Annotated in this window: 9 protein-coding genes, 1 other RNA gene and 2 pseudogenes; 7 read left to right on the top strand and 5 right to left on the bottom strand. The window is 44.3% G+C overall.

What is annotated here, in order from left to right; all coding sequences use genetic code 11:
* Positions 1 to 384: 384 nt before the first annotated feature.
* A pseudogene (locus tag QT973_RS01445) lies at positions 385 to 3,213 on the bottom strand (ATP-binding protein); the annotation flags it as partial.
* 161 nt (positions 3,214 to 3,374) lie between these two features.
* Positions 3,375 to 4,358, bottom strand: coding sequence for an AEC family transporter (locus QT973_RS01450; protein WP_333390390.1), 984 nt, complete (start codon positions 4,356 to 4,358; stop codon positions 3,375 to 3,377).
* Between the two features lie 254 nt (positions 4,359 to 4,612).
* On the opposite strand from QT973_RS01450, the gene QT973_RS01455 reads away from it, so the two are divergent.
* From QT973_RS01455 to QT973_RS01470, 4 genes and pseudogenes are all read left to right on the top strand, one after another.
* Positions 4,613 to 5,569, top strand: coding sequence for a hypothetical protein (locus QT973_RS01455; RefSeq protein ID WP_333053692.1), 957 nt, complete (start codon positions 4,613 to 4,615; stop codon positions 5,567 to 5,569).
* Positions 5,570 to 5,697: 128 nt separating this feature from the next.
* Complete coding sequence (locus QT973_RS01460) at positions 5,698 to 6,372, top strand: hypothetical protein (protein ID WP_333390394.1); 675 nt, start codon at positions 5,698 to 5,700, stop codon at positions 6,370 to 6,372.
* 39 nt (positions 6,373 to 6,411) lie between these two features.
* Complete coding sequence (locus QT973_RS01465) at positions 6,412 to 7,287, top strand: hypothetical protein (RefSeq protein ID WP_333390397.1); 876 nt, start codon at positions 6,412 to 6,414, stop codon at positions 7,285 to 7,287.
* 428 nt (positions 7,288 to 7,715) lie between these two features.
* Positions 7,716 to 7,850, top strand: a pseudogene (locus QT973_RS01470) (IS630 family transposase); the annotation flags it as partial.
* A 73-nt stretch (positions 7,851 to 7,923) separates the two neighbouring features.
* Here the strand turns inward: QT973_RS01470 and ssrS are convergent.
* Both ssrS and QT973_RS01480 read right to left on the bottom strand, forming a co-directional pair.
* Positions 7,924 to 8,111: non-coding RNA, 6S RNA (gene ssrS, locus QT973_RS01475), on the bottom strand.
* A 50-nt stretch (positions 8,112 to 8,161) separates the two neighbouring features.
* Positions 8,162 to 9,424, bottom strand: coding sequence for a 5-(carboxyamino)imidazole ribonucleotide synthase (locus QT973_RS01480; RefSeq protein WP_333390400.1), 1,263 nt, complete (start codon positions 9,422 to 9,424; stop codon positions 8,162 to 8,164).
* A gap of 338 nt (positions 9,425 to 9,762) precedes the next feature.
* Between QT973_RS01480 and purD the strand changes: the two genes are divergently transcribed.
* Both purD and QT973_RS01490 read left to right on the top strand, forming a co-directional pair.
* Positions 9,763 to 11,043 (top strand): phosphoribosylamine--glycine ligase, encoded by a 1,281-nt coding sequence (gene purD / locus QT973_RS01485; protein ID WP_333208178.1) that lies wholly within the window; start codon positions 9,763 to 9,765, stop codon positions 11,041 to 11,043.
* 170 nt (positions 11,044 to 11,213) lie between these two features.
* A complete protein-coding gene (locus QT973_RS01490) occupies positions 11,214 to 13,379 on the top strand; it encodes an ATP-binding protein (RefSeq protein ID WP_333312632.1) in 2,166 nt (721 codons plus the stop codon).
* A 120-nt stretch (positions 13,380 to 13,499) separates the two neighbouring features.
* Here QT973_RS01490 and QT973_RS01495 read toward each other — a convergent pair whose 3' ends face one another.
* Positions 13,500 to 14,855: an O-antigen ligase family protein gene (locus tag QT973_RS01495; RefSeq protein ID WP_333053698.1), complete on the bottom strand. Its 1,356-nt coding sequence runs from the start codon at positions 14,853 to 14,855 to the stop codon at positions 13,500 to 13,502.
* A gap of 33 nt (positions 14,856 to 14,888) precedes the next feature.
* On the opposite strand from QT973_RS01495, the gene QT973_RS01500 reads away from it, so the two are divergent.
* On the top strand, positions 14,889 to 16,319 hold the full coding sequence (locus QT973_RS01500) for an SLBB domain-containing protein (protein ID WP_333053699.1): 1,431 nt from the start codon (positions 14,889 to 14,891) through the stop codon (positions 16,317 to 16,319).

The raw sequence follows: 16,319 nt of genomic DNA on the forward strand, positions 1-16,319 counted from the left end.
GGCAATATTCAGACCTTTTAACCGTAGAAAACTACCAATTAACGAGCCTGATTCGCAGCCACCCCAGCGGGTCTATCTCCAAAAGCGTACTAGGATATTTACCTAGAGTTTGGGTATGCCCTACCCTACTTAACAATCCTAAAAGAATAGTTTGTTTTAACTGGTTTAAGGTTTAATTCAACCTCTAGCTGTTTAAAGAGTTTTCGCTGCTCTGCGTCCCCCGGTTTATACCTAAAAGTGTGTCTTAACTGTTTTACGATGGTAAAGGAATTAAACCTTGACTTTTATAGTATATCACAAATATAGGAACTTACTGGACTTGTTGAAAGAAGTTTTAAGAAATTAAAGCCGTCCTAGAAGGACAGGGTTTTAAACCCAAATTTTTGATAAATTTACCTGTAAGGCAGTCACCAACGCAAACAAAGACCAACCGACCACATAACAAACTGACACCATACTTGCCGCCACTTGCATGGTGGCCAGTTTTTGGGCATCCACTATCGCTGGCAGCTCGAATAACTCTTCAATCGGTCGATCGCCGATCGAGCTATTAATTTCCTGCACTGCTTGCTGAATATCTTCTGATGTAGGGCGATCGGGCAACTCAACTCCTAGTTCTTTTAGACTCAACAAACCGATAGCAATTGCTTCTAAAAACTTGTTCTGGGACGATAATGCCTGAATTTTGACGATGTAAACGCTCACTCGCTCTAGGGGAGTTCTGGTATGATAAATCACAGTGTCAATCCACTGATTCATCTGGTCAAAATCACCACAGAGTGAAGCCACTTCTGCTGCTATGTCGTGCAAGTTCAAGGTCATCTCGTACTGTCGTTGCCAAGCGCTCTCTCCCAGCAAATTTAGCCCGATCGCAGCATAATCGCGAGCAGCTTGATAAGCAGTAGCGCCTCTGGCTTTGCGGCAAGCCGTGAGGTTGAGTTGCGCCAATTCAGATCGTTCTGTTTGGTTTTCAATCAGCGCAATACCATAATTCAACTGATTGACAACTGAAAAAATTTCCTCTTCTATAGCTGCGGGTGAAATTTGCTGGATCGGCAATTGTCCAATCTGATAGTGAACGCGCGATCGCTCTTGTTCGGGAATTAAAGAATAGGCAGCTTGCTGAACGCGATCGTGCAAAAACTTGTAATTCACCACCTCCGAATTTTCGGCCTCCTCCTGTCTTTCTCGCCCCATATAAAACTTGTAGACTTCACTTTCAGGCAGGATTAACCCCTCTTGCAAAGCCTTCCACAAATCCGCCGCCGTTTCCGTTTCCAATTGCTCGGAAACAACTGCCAAAGTCCCCAAATCAAACTGATTACCAACACAAGCAGCCAACTTCAACACATTCTGAGTCGCTGGCGGCAATTTTTGCAACTGCAACGCCATAAACTCGACCACATCATCCGTCAGCGCTGCCTCCCTAACTCGCACAATATCGCACTGCCAATAACCAGCAAGCCGATCAAACTCAATCAGCCCATCCTGATGCAGTGCTTTGAGAAACTGCGTTGCAAAAAAGGGATTTCCCTGGGTTTTTTGTGCCAGCAAATCCGCCAACGGTTTTGCCCAATATGGAGCACAATTGAGCGTATCAGCAACCAAATGATTGAGACTTTCTGAACTCAACGGTTCCAGCGTCAGAGTATTCACCGTCGCCCCAGCTTTTGCCATTGCATCCAGTGTCAGCATCAACGGATGTGCTGCAAACACTTCATTATCTCGGTAGACACCAATTACTAATAAATAGCCGATTGTCGCATCGGCCACCAGCATTTCCATTAACCGCAGCGAGGCGGAATCTGCCCACTGCAAGTCATCCAAAAACATCACCAGGGGATGTTTGGGTTTTGTGAACACCTTAATAAAGTTTTGGAACAGCAAATTAAACCGATTTTTTGCCGCTGTTCCTGATAATTCTAGTGCAGGTGATTGTTGGCCAATAATTTTTTAGAGTTCGGGAATTACTTCAATAATGACTTGTGCGTTATCACCCAGTGCTTGCAATATTTGAGTTTGCCATTTTTTCAACTCCTCGTCACTTTCGCTCAACAATTGTCCCATTAAGTCTCGAAATGCTTGCACAAAAGCTGAGAAAGGAATGTTGCGGTTAAATTTGTCAAATTTACCTTTGATAAAATAGCCGCGCTGGCGGACAATTGGTTTTTGAACTTCATTTACAATTGCAGTTTTTCCAATGCCAGAAAAACCACCTACTAGCATCATTTCAGTTCGGTCACTACTGACGCGATCGAAGGCTTCGAGTAGGGTTTCTACTTCTGTTTCGCGACCATAAAGTTTTTCTGGTATAGTGAATCGATCGCCAACATCCCTCTGCGCGATCGCAAAACTCTTTATCCTACCGTTTTCTTCAAGTTGCTCCAAACAATATTCTAAATCGAATTTCAGCCCCAACGCACTCTGATAGCGGTCTTCGGCATTTTTCGCCATTAATTTGCTGACAATCTCCGAAAGTACGGGCGGGATTTCAGGATTGATTTGATGCAGTGATGGTGGTTGCTTGGCAATATGACAGTGTAGCAATTCCATCGCATCGTTGGATTGAAACGGCAATTGTCCCGCCAGCAATTGGTAAAAAGTTACGCCCAAAGAGTAAAAGTCTGTGCGGTAGTCTATGCCGCGATTCATCCTTCCCGTTTGTTCGGGAGACAAATAGCCGAGTGTTCCTTCCAGTACGTTAGGATTCATCAGGGTTTGAGTTTCTCGCGGCAGCAAAGATGCAATACTAAAGTCAATGAGTTTGACTTGTTTTGTATGCGGATTAATTAAAATATTGGCGGGTTTAATGTCTTTGTGAATTATCCGGTGGCGATAGAGTATATCTAATGTATCACTCAGGTCGATCCCAACTTGCAAAAACTCCATCAGAGACGGCCCAGTTTCCCTTTCTTCCGTCCATTCTTTTAGAGAAATTCCCCCAAAGTCTTCCATTACCAACGCATAGCTGTTGTGGTAGGTTTCTAAGCTGTAGGTTTCGATGATTCCGGGCAAGTTGAGGTTTTTGGCGATCGTGTACTGATTACGAAATTGCACCAGTTCGCTGAAGCTGGGATAATTATTCCGCAAGACTTTGATGGCGACTGGCTGTTTGTCGTCAATACGGAAAGCTCGATAAACTAGGGTGCGAGTTCCTGAGTAAATGCGATCGAGAATTTGATAACCTGTCAATCTAAAATTTATACTTGCCATACTTATATTCTTCCCGTCCTCCACGGGCTATTTCCACATTAGGAGAAGCCAATACACTTTCCCTGTCCAGTGATTGTTAAATTAATATGACATATAGCGCTCAAAAATTGTGATGGGTATCACTGAAATACACTTTTAAAACTGACCCAATCCTATTTTTATTAAAAATTAAAGAGCCTCATCCATATTGGAATAGTGAATAATAAACTAACGCAGCCGAGACCGATCGCTGTTACGGCTAATTCGCGATCGAGATTGAAAGCTTCTGCCAACAACGTAGTACCAAAAGCAGGAGGCATCGCCATTTGCAGCACTAGCACGAGTCGCGGCGCGCCTGCGATGCCAAAAAACGTTAATCCCGTGCCAATTACCAAGGGAATAAACAGCATTTTAATCGCCAGACAAGCCAAAACTGGTTTGAGGTTGTGCAAGGAATTCAACTTGCTCAACTGCATCCCGATCGTAATTAAAGCTAAAGTAATTACCGTCCAAGCACCTGTTGTTAACAATTCTGCGATTGGTGCCGACAGCGGCAAGCTGCGCGAGATAAATCCTAAACCAAAAGCCCACAGTGCCGGATTCTGAAAGATTGCCAGCAGGGGTGTTAACCAACCCTGACGGCGATCGCTTTTACCGCAGTGAGAAGCAATAGCAACTCCCAGTATATTCATTCCCATCGTAGTGCCTAGCAAGTCGTAAAACAACGCCCAGGCAAAGTGTTCCGAACCTAATAAGGACAAGGTGACGGGAATGCCTAAAAAACCCGTATTACCCAGCATCGTTGCCAATAAAAAGCTGCCTTTAGTGGGCAAACTCCAAGCGCTGGTGTGTTCCGGGCTATTTTGGGCCGGATTAAGACTCTTGAAACGTTCCTCGCCGACACCGAAATTTATCAAAATCCCAGCGAGTCCTCCACCTGCTAGAATTGCCGCCCAAGCTATCAGCGGCGCCATCCAAATAGCGCCCGACAAATTGGCGCTGCGGATAAAAGCAACAATGCTCAATGGCGTGCCACAGAAGAAAAGAAACTTGGCTAAATATGTAGAATAGCTTCTCGGTAGCAGGCGGCCGAGAATGAATCCCAACGTCACCCATCCGATTACATTTAGATAAAGTTTGAGCAGCGGATTTTCTAAATAAACCATGATTGACTAAATATTTTAGGACTGGCGCCGTAAGTTAGAAACCGGGTTTTTTTACGAAAATATTTTGTTGTTACCCGCAGATTCGGTAAAAAACCCGGCTTCTGTGGCCTTGATGCACATCCACTACTTTTGGCAACCTTTGCTAAATATTAATGCTTATTCAGCTTTGCAGATAATTTTCCACACAGGCCTTGACATCCACAGAAGCGCGTGTCATGATTAAGTTGATGAATAAGTCAACATAGGTGAAAACTATGGCACGGCAAGCAAAACAATCATCTCAAGTCAAACGTTCCAGCAGCCAAGCAGCCTCCAATACTCGCACCAAGTTTACCCTCTACAATTTTGCCGGAAACGCCAAGGCATTCTATCTAGTCGATCGCATTAATTTAGAGAGAACACCAGGCGATATCCCAGAAAAATCCGTCGCTCACAGCATCATCATCATCGACCGTTCCGGCTCAATGTATTATGACTTAGAACCGCTGAAAGAAACCCTAATCAAGCTTTTGACCTTAGACGAGTACAACAATTACAAGCTAATCGTCAGCCTGATTTCCTATGCTGGCAATGGGGACGTAATTTGTCATTTCCAGCGAATTCCCATTCAAGAAGTGCTGAAGTTTGACTCTCCATACATCAAAGAAATTCAAAAAATCCACACGGCTGGCTCTACCTGCATATCGCAGTCGATGCAACTCGCTAAATCTCTGGTTAAAGCGGGAGAAATGACAGCGATAAATTTGCACACAGACGGCTATGCAAATGACCCAAGTGCCAATTCGGAAGCTGCAAAACTAGGGGAAATTTGCGAAGAACTCAAAGACATGGATGTGTTTGCCAACACCATATCCTATGCCTCTGCTGACTTCAAACTTCTCTCCAAAATCGCCAACACATTATCGGGAAATTGCATCCGCGCGGGCGAAGTTAAAATGGTTTATGATGCTCTTTACGACAGCACAAAACTGTTAGGCAGTTCCGTTGCACCGCCGCTGGAAGAACCGTTAATTAAGGAATATGATTATCAAGTTTTTGTTTCCAAAAGTGGCAAGAAAATCAACGGTTCATCGAGTACGCTGAAAATCTGCGGGCTGAAAGCAGACGATCGCGGACTGTTTTACAAATATCAGAAAGTCGCCAAAGATGAGTATGACAAATTAGATGTTCCCGTTGCTCAAACTGATGAGTCATTCGATTTTAGATTTTAGATTTTAGATTTTGGATTGACCCCAGGGATAAATGCGGGGGCAATAAGTGATTTTCGATTTTCGATTTGGGATTGATTCCACGGATAAATCACGTGGCGGGTACCACATGAAGAAATTCGTGGTCGGTGTTGGCTTTTGCGAAAGCTAACCTCGCTGACGGCAATTTAAATACGGCTAAGTATGCGCTGGCGAGCACCTTCGATGCTACTTTGACGGAAAAACACGCGAAAGCTTTGACAAATGCCCAAATAGCCGAGTTTACGGAAGATTTGGAACAGGCTGTTTTTGCGCCTGATGTGTTGAAAAATCATGAAATTGGCGATCGGGTAAAAGTCAGCGATAAAATTTCCCTGCTGGAGTTAATCAAGATATTGGAGGAAAACAGCAACAGCATCATCATCAACTTGAAACACTTGCAAGAAAATTATCAGCGAAAAGGTTTGAAGCGAATTGAAGGAAAGCGAGACGAAAACGGCAACCTTGTCAAGCCTTGGCTGAAAACTGAATTCTTAGATGGTGGCGAATACGTGCAAATGGGTTCATTTGCCATCAATCAAAATACCGCTACCATCAATATGCTGATTACCCGAAAAGCTAAGCTGGTAAAAGTTGAGGATGAAACTTTAATCGCCGAAGTGGCGGGAATTCTAGTTACAGACCTCAATACTTTCAACAATTATACCATTGTCAGCGACGGCGAAGTTAATATTAAGTCGCTGCGAACCAAAATCAGCAGCAAACCTGTGTTTGATTTGCTCAAAAAATGCGGTCTCCTTGAAAAAAACGGTTCGCCCGTGCAATAATTTGACTTCCGTTCCGAGTACGATATTAAGTTAGAGACTTTGCCCCTCGTGCCTTTTGACGGGCGTTACGGCAGCATTGACGGAGTGTTTGAGGAACTAGCAGAAATCAAAATTCTCTCTAGCATTCTCTCGGCTCATTTGAAGGAGGAATCTGAGGCTTACACTGCGGAACAATTGGAAGAAGTGAAACAGCATTATCTGTCAAAAAGCCTTTACATCAACTTTCCGACGACGACAGAATACACAGATTTAAAAAGTGCGATCGCCAACGGTTCAGTAGATTCGCGAGTCAGCTACAAAATCGACATCGGCAGCAAAAACATCCTCAACTTCGGCAAGTTGCACTCGGCCAACAAATTTCTCGATCGCCTTTATGAAGTTTACCACAAAAACACGGGCGAAAAGCTAGCAAAACCGACATTTGACATCACCTTAGATGAGCCTGTTGTCTTCGCCCACAAAACGCTGTCATCCCGAACAAAAATCACCAAAGTTGACGACTTGATGAAACTGATTTTTGATGAGTTTTTGGGGTTGGAGGATAACGGAATTGTTAGCGCTACTTTAGCCAAAGTGGGTGCAGATAGTTTGCTGCGCCTTTTGCAAGCGAAATGGCAGGGAGAAGATGTCAAGCGAGACGAATTTGTCGCTGCTTTAGCTAATGCGAATGAGCGACTGGAAGCTTATGCTGAAAAAGTGTACAGGGAAAAAGTTTCACCGCTGGTTTTCTATATCGGTTCTACTGGACTTATCCCGGATGAAATGGAGGCAAAAGCGGCGACTGCTGAGGAAATTAATTCTAAATACGGCAACTTGCAATTTTCTAAAGATGAGCAAGAGGGGATGTTTTTTGAAGTGGGAGACTGCATTATTAGCGTGTATGCTAAGAATGAGTATTTCACTGTAGGGAAGTAGGAATTAGGGTGGGCTTTTGCCCACCTTGGTTAAATATTTTTATTGGAAGGGCGATCGATTCCACGCCGGAGATTTTGCTGAGAGTTGACCAAGAATTTCAAAGGTGGTACCCGCCACGTAATTTATCCGTGGAATCAATCCAAAATCTCAAATCTAAAATCCTCAAGCCCCCGAATTTATCCGTGGGTTCAATCCAAAATCCAAAATCTAAAATCTAAAATAGAATGACTGCTTTACTGCATCAGTTTGTGGAAATTATTACCAGGGCGATCGCAAGATGATTGGGAACATCTCAAATTTGCAAATAGACTGCTAAGCTGTCGCGCATTTAAATTGTATATTCAGGGCGGGCGGGACGCCTAACCCACAAGAACCATCACGCATTCTAAGTTATTTAATTCTCATTCCATATCCGTTATTTTTCGATAAAATATATTGCAAATCGACTTTTTACATCTATTGAAGAGCTGGAGTATTTATTGCAGATCCTCTTAAATGAAGGACAATTAATAATTAAATGGGGTCGCCAAATCAAAAACAAGGGTAATGCTTGTATAGTTTAAATATGCAACAGCTTATCTCAAAAAAAAATAGGCTAGCCATATTTCACAGCGCCTATCTCTATCCAAATTTTAATGGTTCCCCGCAACGCCGTCTTACCTCAGCTTTTGACCTGGTATTTTACCAGGTGGGTACCGTTGGCTCGGACTTAAAGTTTCTGGGTACAAGCCCAGTTTACTGCTGTCCAAACATCTTGATTCCCGAGAGTTAAGAGTTATAGATCAAAAAAACATTATTGGCAGTCACCAACGTCGCAGTAGAACCTTTATTAAATATATACCAACTAACCCGATTTTGGCAAGCTTCGAGCAATTTAACTTGCATACCAGATGGATTCTACGGTTTGAGCGATCGCCAGTGCTTGCGATCGCCCCTGAGCCACCAAGTCCGCGTCGAGCACAACTGTAACGTGACCGAGTTTGCGGCCCGGACGCGATACTTCCTTACCATACCAATGGACAAAAGCACCACTAATTTGTGCCAGTTGTTGTCTTTTTGCTAAATAATCGGACTGGGCAGACTCGTAGCCTAGCAAATTTACCATCACAGCGCCTGCACATTTCAGAGCCGAATTACCTAAAGGCAGTTGACAAACTGCGCGCAAATGCTGTTCAAATTGGGAAGTTTCGCAAGCATCGATCGTAAAATGTCCCGAGTTGTGAGTGCGGGGTGCAATTTCATTGACTAACAGCTTATTGTCGGCGGTTAAAAATAATTCAATGCCGAATACGCCGACAGCTTGCAAACTGTTGAGGAGAGTGCGGGCGATCGCACAAGCTTCATTTTTCACCTCTAAACTAATATCAGCGGGCGCAATCACCAGATGACAAACCTGATTTTGCTGCTGAGTTTCCACGATCGGATAAGTCGCAATTTCCCCATTTGCCGATCGAGCTGCAATCACAGCCAACTCGCGATCGAACGGCACAAACTCTTCCACTAGCAAAGACTGACCTTGGAGTTTAGCACGAATTGACTCAAAACTCCCCCGATCCTTAACAATAAAAGTACCTTGGCCGTCATAACCGTGGCGGCGAACTTTGACGACAAAGGGAAAGTCGATCGATCCAGCATCTGAGTCTCCTGCAATCTGCACGCTGTCGGAAACAGAAATTGCCGGAAAGTCGATCGCCACCGCCTTAAACAATTCTGGGGGCAAATCCGCGCTGCAATCCCATTCCCAAAACCTCGGAGTTGGCAAACCCAAACCTTGTAAATAACAGCGCTGAACGTACTTATCCAACAAAGGAGAAAGCGACGACAAACTCGGCTGAAATAACACACCTTGCTCTTCTAGCGGCCGCAAACCATCCAAATCCACAAACTCATTTTCAAAAGTAATAACATCGCAGTCATCCGCCAATTGAGCCGTAGCCAAAACATCATCAACAGCAGCCAAAACAGCACCAGCAGCAACAGAAACTGCCGGGTCAGTAGCATTAGGAGTTTGTACTACCAATTCAATACCGATCCCCCTAGCAGCATCCCCCATCATCCAAGCTAGCTGGCCGCCGCCGACAACGCCCACCCGCTTAAATTTTGCAGACGAACTCGCAGCGGTTTGATTTGATTTCATGTGAGTAAAATTCCGCAAAGTTAACCTGCCTATCTTATCGCTATTTGGCCCTGGCTCAATTACAGTAATTGCAGAGTTAAAAGCCAGAAAATAGTTTGAATTGCAGGATTAAATCGAGGCAGAACCCAGAAAAATTGGGCGGCTAAAGTCTTTAATTATTGCACGCTCCCAGCCATTGAGAAACAGCGGTCGAAGCCCACCCCTCCAGAAAAGTGCCACATCTAGCAATTCCCTAGCGCCAAGCATGGCATAATTGACAGCACTGCAAAAAGCAGATAGACAGATGCCAACACTGAAAATCAGACATTCAGGGAACACAATTTATAGGTGAGGATACTGTGAAAGTTTTAGTTGTGGGAAACGGAGGTCGCGAACACGCGATCGCAAAAAAACTGCTAGAATCTACGCGGATTAAACAAGTATTCTGCGTGCCTGGGAACGGCGGCACAGCTACCACCCCAGGCTGTCAAAATCTGTCGCTCAACATCGACGACTTCCAAGGCATCGAACGCTTTGCGATGGTCAACAACATCGGATTAGTCATCGTCGGCCCCGAATTGCCCCTATCGCTAGGCATCGCCGACTATTTCCAACAGCGAAAAATGATGATTTTCGGCCCCACCAAAGCCGGCGCCCAAATTGAATCCAGCAAATCCTGGGCCAAAGAACTGATGCTCGAAGCAGGCATCCCCACACCCAAAGCTGCCGTATTTACAGACGCAGAAGCAGCCAAAGCATACGTTCTGGAACAAGGAACCCCAATAGTCATTAAAGCAGACGGACTCGCATCAGGCAAAGGAGTCACCGTTGCCACCACCGTCAAAATGGCTCACAGCGCCATCAACACCATTTTCCGAGGCGAATTCGGCACCGACAACATCCGAGTCGTCGTCGAAGAATTCTTAACCGGTCAAGAAGTCTCGATTCTCGCCCTCACCGACGGCATCACAGTGGAACCGTTGCTGCCGGCCCAAGACCACAAAGCTATCGGCGAAGGCGACCAGGGAGCCAACACCGGCGGTATGGGAGCCTACGCCCCAGCGCCCATTGTCACCCCGGAACTCATGGAAAGGATTCAAGAAGAAATTCTCGAACCCACCCTCTCCGCACTGCAAAAACGCAAAATCGACTACCGGGGTGTACTCTACGCAGGTTTAATGATTACCCCCGACGGAGAACCCAAAGTCTTAGAATTCAACTGCCGTTTCGGAGATCCCGAAACTCAAGCGGTTTTGTCACTGCTGGAAACGCCTTTAGAAGATTTGGTGCTCGCCTGCTGTCAGCAGCGTCTCGGTGAATCTTCTATTCGCTGGAAGTCGGGGGCCTCTGTTTGCGTAGTTTTGGCTTCTGGGGGCTATCCTGGAAGTTATCAAAAAGGCAAAGTTATTACAGGTATCGAGGAAGCTGAAGCCAAAGGAGCAGAAGTCTTTCACGCCGGCACCCAGTTGAAGCACCAGCAGTTGGTGAGCGACGGCGGCCGGGTTTTGGGCGTCACCGCAGCGGGAGAAACTTTGGAACAAGCTATCTCCACAGCTTATGCAGCAGTTGATTGCATCCAATTTGAAGGCGTCTACTGCCGTCGGGACATCGGTCGCCGAGCTCTGGGCGATAAAAATTAGGAATTGCGACATCGACCGCCATCCGAAAGCCAAGCAATCTCAATGTAGAAATGTAACAATGAAGTTTGGTATCTCTGCGGTGGCGGTAGCGGACAAGTCGCATCAGAAAATTTTATCTGAAGCCAACTGAATTTATCTTGCTTTTAATATTGAACGGGTGAACTGGTGAAATGCTGGCCATACTAAACAAAATCGGAGAAATTATTGCCCGCTGGTGGTCGGATTTTACCCTCCAGACCCGCCTGATGGCCGCTGCTACCCTCGTAGTGTCGTTAATTATGAGTGGCCTGACATTCTGGGCCGTGAATACTATCCAGCAAGACGCCCGACTTAACGATACTCGTTACGGCCGCGACCTCGGCTTGCTGTTGGCAGCAAATGTGGCGCCGCTGATTGCCAACAACGATCGCTCCGAAGTCGCCCGCTTTTCCCGCCAATTTTACAGCAGCACCTCCAGCGTCCGCTATATGCTTTACGCAGACGAAGCGGGAGATATTTTTCTGGGGATACCCTTTTCGGAATCCGAGGTGGAGACTTCCCTGACACTGCGCCGCCAGATCAAACTTCCCGATAATTTTCTCGCCGATATTGAGGCGAGAAATTTAACTTCTTTGCCTTTGGTGCGGCAGCATTTGACCCCCGATGGAGAAGTTACCGATGTATTTGTGCCGTTAATTCATGAAGACAAATATTTGGGAGTTTTGGCGATCGGCATTAACCCAAATCCCGCAGCAGTTATATCTTCAAATCTGACTAGGGATGTCACTTTAGCAGTATTTGTGACTATTTGGGTGATGGTCATTTTGGGGGCTGTATTTAATGCCCTGACAATTACTCAGCCGATAAAACAATTAGTCTTCGGGGTCAAAAACATTGCCAGCGGGAATTTTAAGCAGCGAGTTGACCTGCCTTTAGGCGGAGAATTGGGCGAGTTAATTGGCAGTTTTAATGAAATGGCCCAGAAACTCGAAAGTTATGAAGAACAAAATATTGAAGAACTGACAGCGGAAAAAGCTAAGTTAGAAACTTTGGTATCAACGATTGCTGATGGCGCGCTTTTATTAGACGCAAATTTGCAGGTGATTTTAGTTAATCCGACAGGGATGCGGATTTTTGGATGGGAAGGCAAAAATGCGCTTGGAGTAAATGTTCTCAACATTTTGCCTTCGGAAGTGCAGCAGGAGTTGGCTAGACCTTTGCAGGAAATAGCTGCGGGCGATCGCGACGGCGGCGAATTTCGCATCTCCATGAGCGAACCAGTTAACCGTACAATTCGCATTGTTTTAACTACAGTCATTCTGCACAAAGCGCCCGGTGCCGAACCGCTGTGCAGAAGCTGCATCCGCCACGAGCAAAATACCTGTACCGAACCACAACGCCCGCTAGCTGTAGAGTGTACTTTCTACGAGCAAACCTCCAAGCATCAAGGTTCCGGAAATTACCGAGAAAGTCTCAAAGGCATTGCAATGACAGTGCAGGACATTACTCGGGAAGTAGAACTAAATGAGGCTAAAAGCAATTTTATCAGCAATGTTTCTCACGAATTGAGAACGCCTTTATTTAATATCAAATCTTTTATCGAGACTCTGCACGAGTACGGAGAAGACCTTCTAGAAAGCGAGCGCCGGGAATTCCTAGAAATTGCCAATCGAGAAACCGATCGACTAACTCGTTTAGTAAACGACGTGTTAGACTTGTCGCGACTGGAATCCTGTCGAGTTTATCACTTGGAAGCTGTTGACCTACCGCAAGCTGTGGAACAAACCCTGCGGACTTATCAGTTAAATGCTAAGGATAAAGGCATTGAATTAGAGCAAGAAGTTGACCCGTATTTGCCGCCTGCTTTAGGTCATTACGATTTGCTGCTGCAAGTATTTGCAAATTTAGTAGGAAATGCCTTAAAATTTACTGAGTCCGGCGGCAAGGTGGCAATTCGAGCGTATTTGCTAGAGTCGGAGACGCCCACCTACAAAGACGGTCAATCCGTCAACCAAAACTTGTCACCGGATGCTAAACATTTTCCGGTAGTGCGGATCGAAATTTCTGATACTGGGATTGGCATAGATCCTGAAGACCAACAAGCAATATTCGATCGCTTTTTCCGGGTAGAAAACCGAGTACACACTTTAGAAGGAACGGGATTAGGTCTTTCTATTGTCAGAAACATTATTGACAAGCACCACACTAAAATTAATTTAGTTAGCGAAGTTAATGTGGGTACGACTTTCTGGTTCGACTTGGCAGTTTATCAGCCGCAACAAACAGTAGAGATGGAAAATTCTTGGCCCGTGGAAGCAACGGTGGAGAGTGAAACAATTGCGAGTCATATTAAGTGAGCCCACTTAATTAAACGTAAAACGCGATCGGTGTTAAAGCCCCGACTTCTTTAAGAAGTGGGGGATATGCCTATTCTTTGTAAAGATTCTCCTAATAGGCCTGACCAAACGCTGACATCATCAGGGTGGATTATCCTTAGCTGTCCTATCTAAGCTCAATTTTACCGATAAAACTACATACCAACACCAATAAGTACCAACCCCCAATAGTCCCCCCTCTGTCAAATTGGTCATTAGCATAAATGTTAATAAATACAAAGGCAAACCTGACTCTGGAAAAGGTCCTTTAACTAGGTACTTTATACCTCTAAATATATTATTCAAAAATGACCCAATAAACAACAAGAGTCCGGCCCAACCCAGTTCGCAAAGTATATCAATAAAACCATTGTGAGAGTGGGGTGGCACAAAACCAGTTTTAGCTACTACAATTCCGTAAGCGGGATTTTCCGAGCGACGCCACCACTGCCAAAATCCTTGTATTCCATAACCAAATATGGGATTGTTTTGATTAATTCGATCAATAATTAAAGGCCAAAAATCGGTTCTACCTGTTAAAGTCATATCTTTTTTCAAACCATCCACAATAATAGCCTCTAAATTATTTAATACCAAAATACTTATACCTATACTACCGACCAAAAATAAGATAAAGCAGAGAAAAGCCCATTTTACAGGTAATTTTTTTAAGAGGGCTAAATAACTCCACAAACTGATTAATACCACTGTCAAAATCCGACTAGCACCACTACAACCTTTTTGCAATCCTACTAAAGCTATTAAAGTTATAAATAATGATAAATATCGATACTTACGATCCTTAAAAGCATATAAAAGCCATAAAGAAGCTGTATTAGCCATTTGAAAAGAAAAAGGGTTTTTATGACCTAAAACTCCTGTCCAACAACCGTCTGGCGCTGCATTTGTTTTCACAAGTGACCATAAAGCTAATAAACCAGTTAGCCATCTCAATAATCCATAAATTTCTAACCAACTATACACTTTCCCTACATAAATAGAAGCCAGTGTTACTACCCAAATAGCAAAAATAGCCCTAAAAGTAATTTCAGGAGTTTGTGACCACAAGCCCGATAAAGTCATAATCAACAAAAACAAACCTAAAAAAATGTCTCCTGCTATCCATTTAATGCACATAGAAACTGTTTTTTGGGTAGTTTTAGTTAAGCGGGGAAATAGCATTAATATCATGCCCCCATAAATGGCAATTTGAGCAATCATCGTTGGGGGTGTAGTTTCTAAGTTGTAGAAAACGTTAGGATGGAGTTTGGTAAAGGGCATTGCCGTGATCCCCGAACCACCAGTGATGGTAAAAAAAAGTATGCCCACAAAAATCTTTTCTAATGTGCCACTCAATTTCGGATGGCGTGCAGCTAAAATATAAATAGTCACAAACACGATAAGCGTTAAACACAATAGCATCAACGCAAACATCGGCATTCTTAAAATATCTTTCATGGCTTTACCTCTATCATAAATTTGTTACTACCTATGAAATGGCTTACTCTCCGTGCTTTACAACTGCCACTGCTGGCGCTGGTACTCACTCTCTCCTACCCTCAAACCAACCTCGCTCAGTCGCCAGCCCCCGCAACAAGTATTAATACTGATTACTATCTAGGTGGTGGAGACAATATTAAAATTGATATCTACGATCTGCCTCAGCTTAGTGGGGAGTATCAAATTCCCGCTGGGGGAGCTATTCAAATCCCCATTATTGGTAGTGTTTCCCTTCAAGGATTAACTTTAGAACAGGCAGCCCAAGTTATCACTAGAGCTTATGGTAAGGTCGTAAAAAGACCTTTAGTTACAATCAGCTTACAAGCTGCCCGCCCGCTTAATATTTGGTTATCGGGTGAAATAAGTCGTCCGGGCTCTTACTTATTACCCCTAGCTAATGGAGGTGGAACTAGACCATCGATTCAGTTTCCCACGCTTCCTCAAGCTTTAGAAAAAGCTGGGGGTATTCGAGCTAGCGCTGATATTCGACGAGTAATTGTGCGGCGTCGGCTTACGGCTAACAAAGAAATAACTATCACTTATAATCTGTGGGATTATTTACAAACTGGTCAGAGCAGCCAAGATATCACGTTGCGAGATGGAGATCAAATCTTGGTTCCCCCTCAAGAAACCATTAATTTAGCAGAAACAAATCAACTTAGTGAATCTAATTTTTCTATACCAGCAGATCAACCCCGTACTGTCTCAGTATTCGGAGAGGTGAAGCGTCCGGGTAGATATGTAGCCATTGGTGGTGATACCCGAAATGGTGAAAGAACCAGCGGACAACCGACCATCATTCGATCTCTACAACTAGCTGGTGGCATAACATCAATCGCTGATATTCGGCAAATCCAACTCCAACGTTATACTAGAAGTGGCCAACAACAAATTAGAACTATTAACCTCTGGCAATATTTGCAAGAACAAGATACCTCTCAAGATACTATACTACAAGAAGGGGATATCATCTTTGTCCCGACAGCGACGGCGATCGACCCCGGAGAAGTTTCTGTTCTAGCTACTGCTAGCTTTGCTCCGGCGACTTTGCAAGTAAGTGTTATCGGAGAAGTCAATGCTCCGGGTGGACTCAAATTACCTCCTAATACTACCTTAAATCAAGCAATTATGAGTGCGGGAGGTTTTCGACCAAATCGCGCTAACTCTAGATATGTGGAACTGATCAGGCTAAATCCTAATGGCACGATATCTCGATCGCAAGTATCAATTAACTTTAATCAAGGAATCGACGCTCAAAGCAACCCACTGATTCAAGATAATGACATAATTATAGTGGCACGATCGAGGACTGCTATATTCGTAGACAACATTAATACTGTTTTCTCACCAGCTAGTAATATTATTGGTGGAATTCTCGTTCCCACCCGACTGATAGAGCTACTCAGACTATTCGGAAATTAG

Source organism: Microcoleus sp. Z1_A1, assembly GCF_036700305.1.
GTDB lineage: Bacteria > Cyanobacteriota > Cyanobacteriia > Cyanobacteriales > Microcoleaceae > Microcoleus.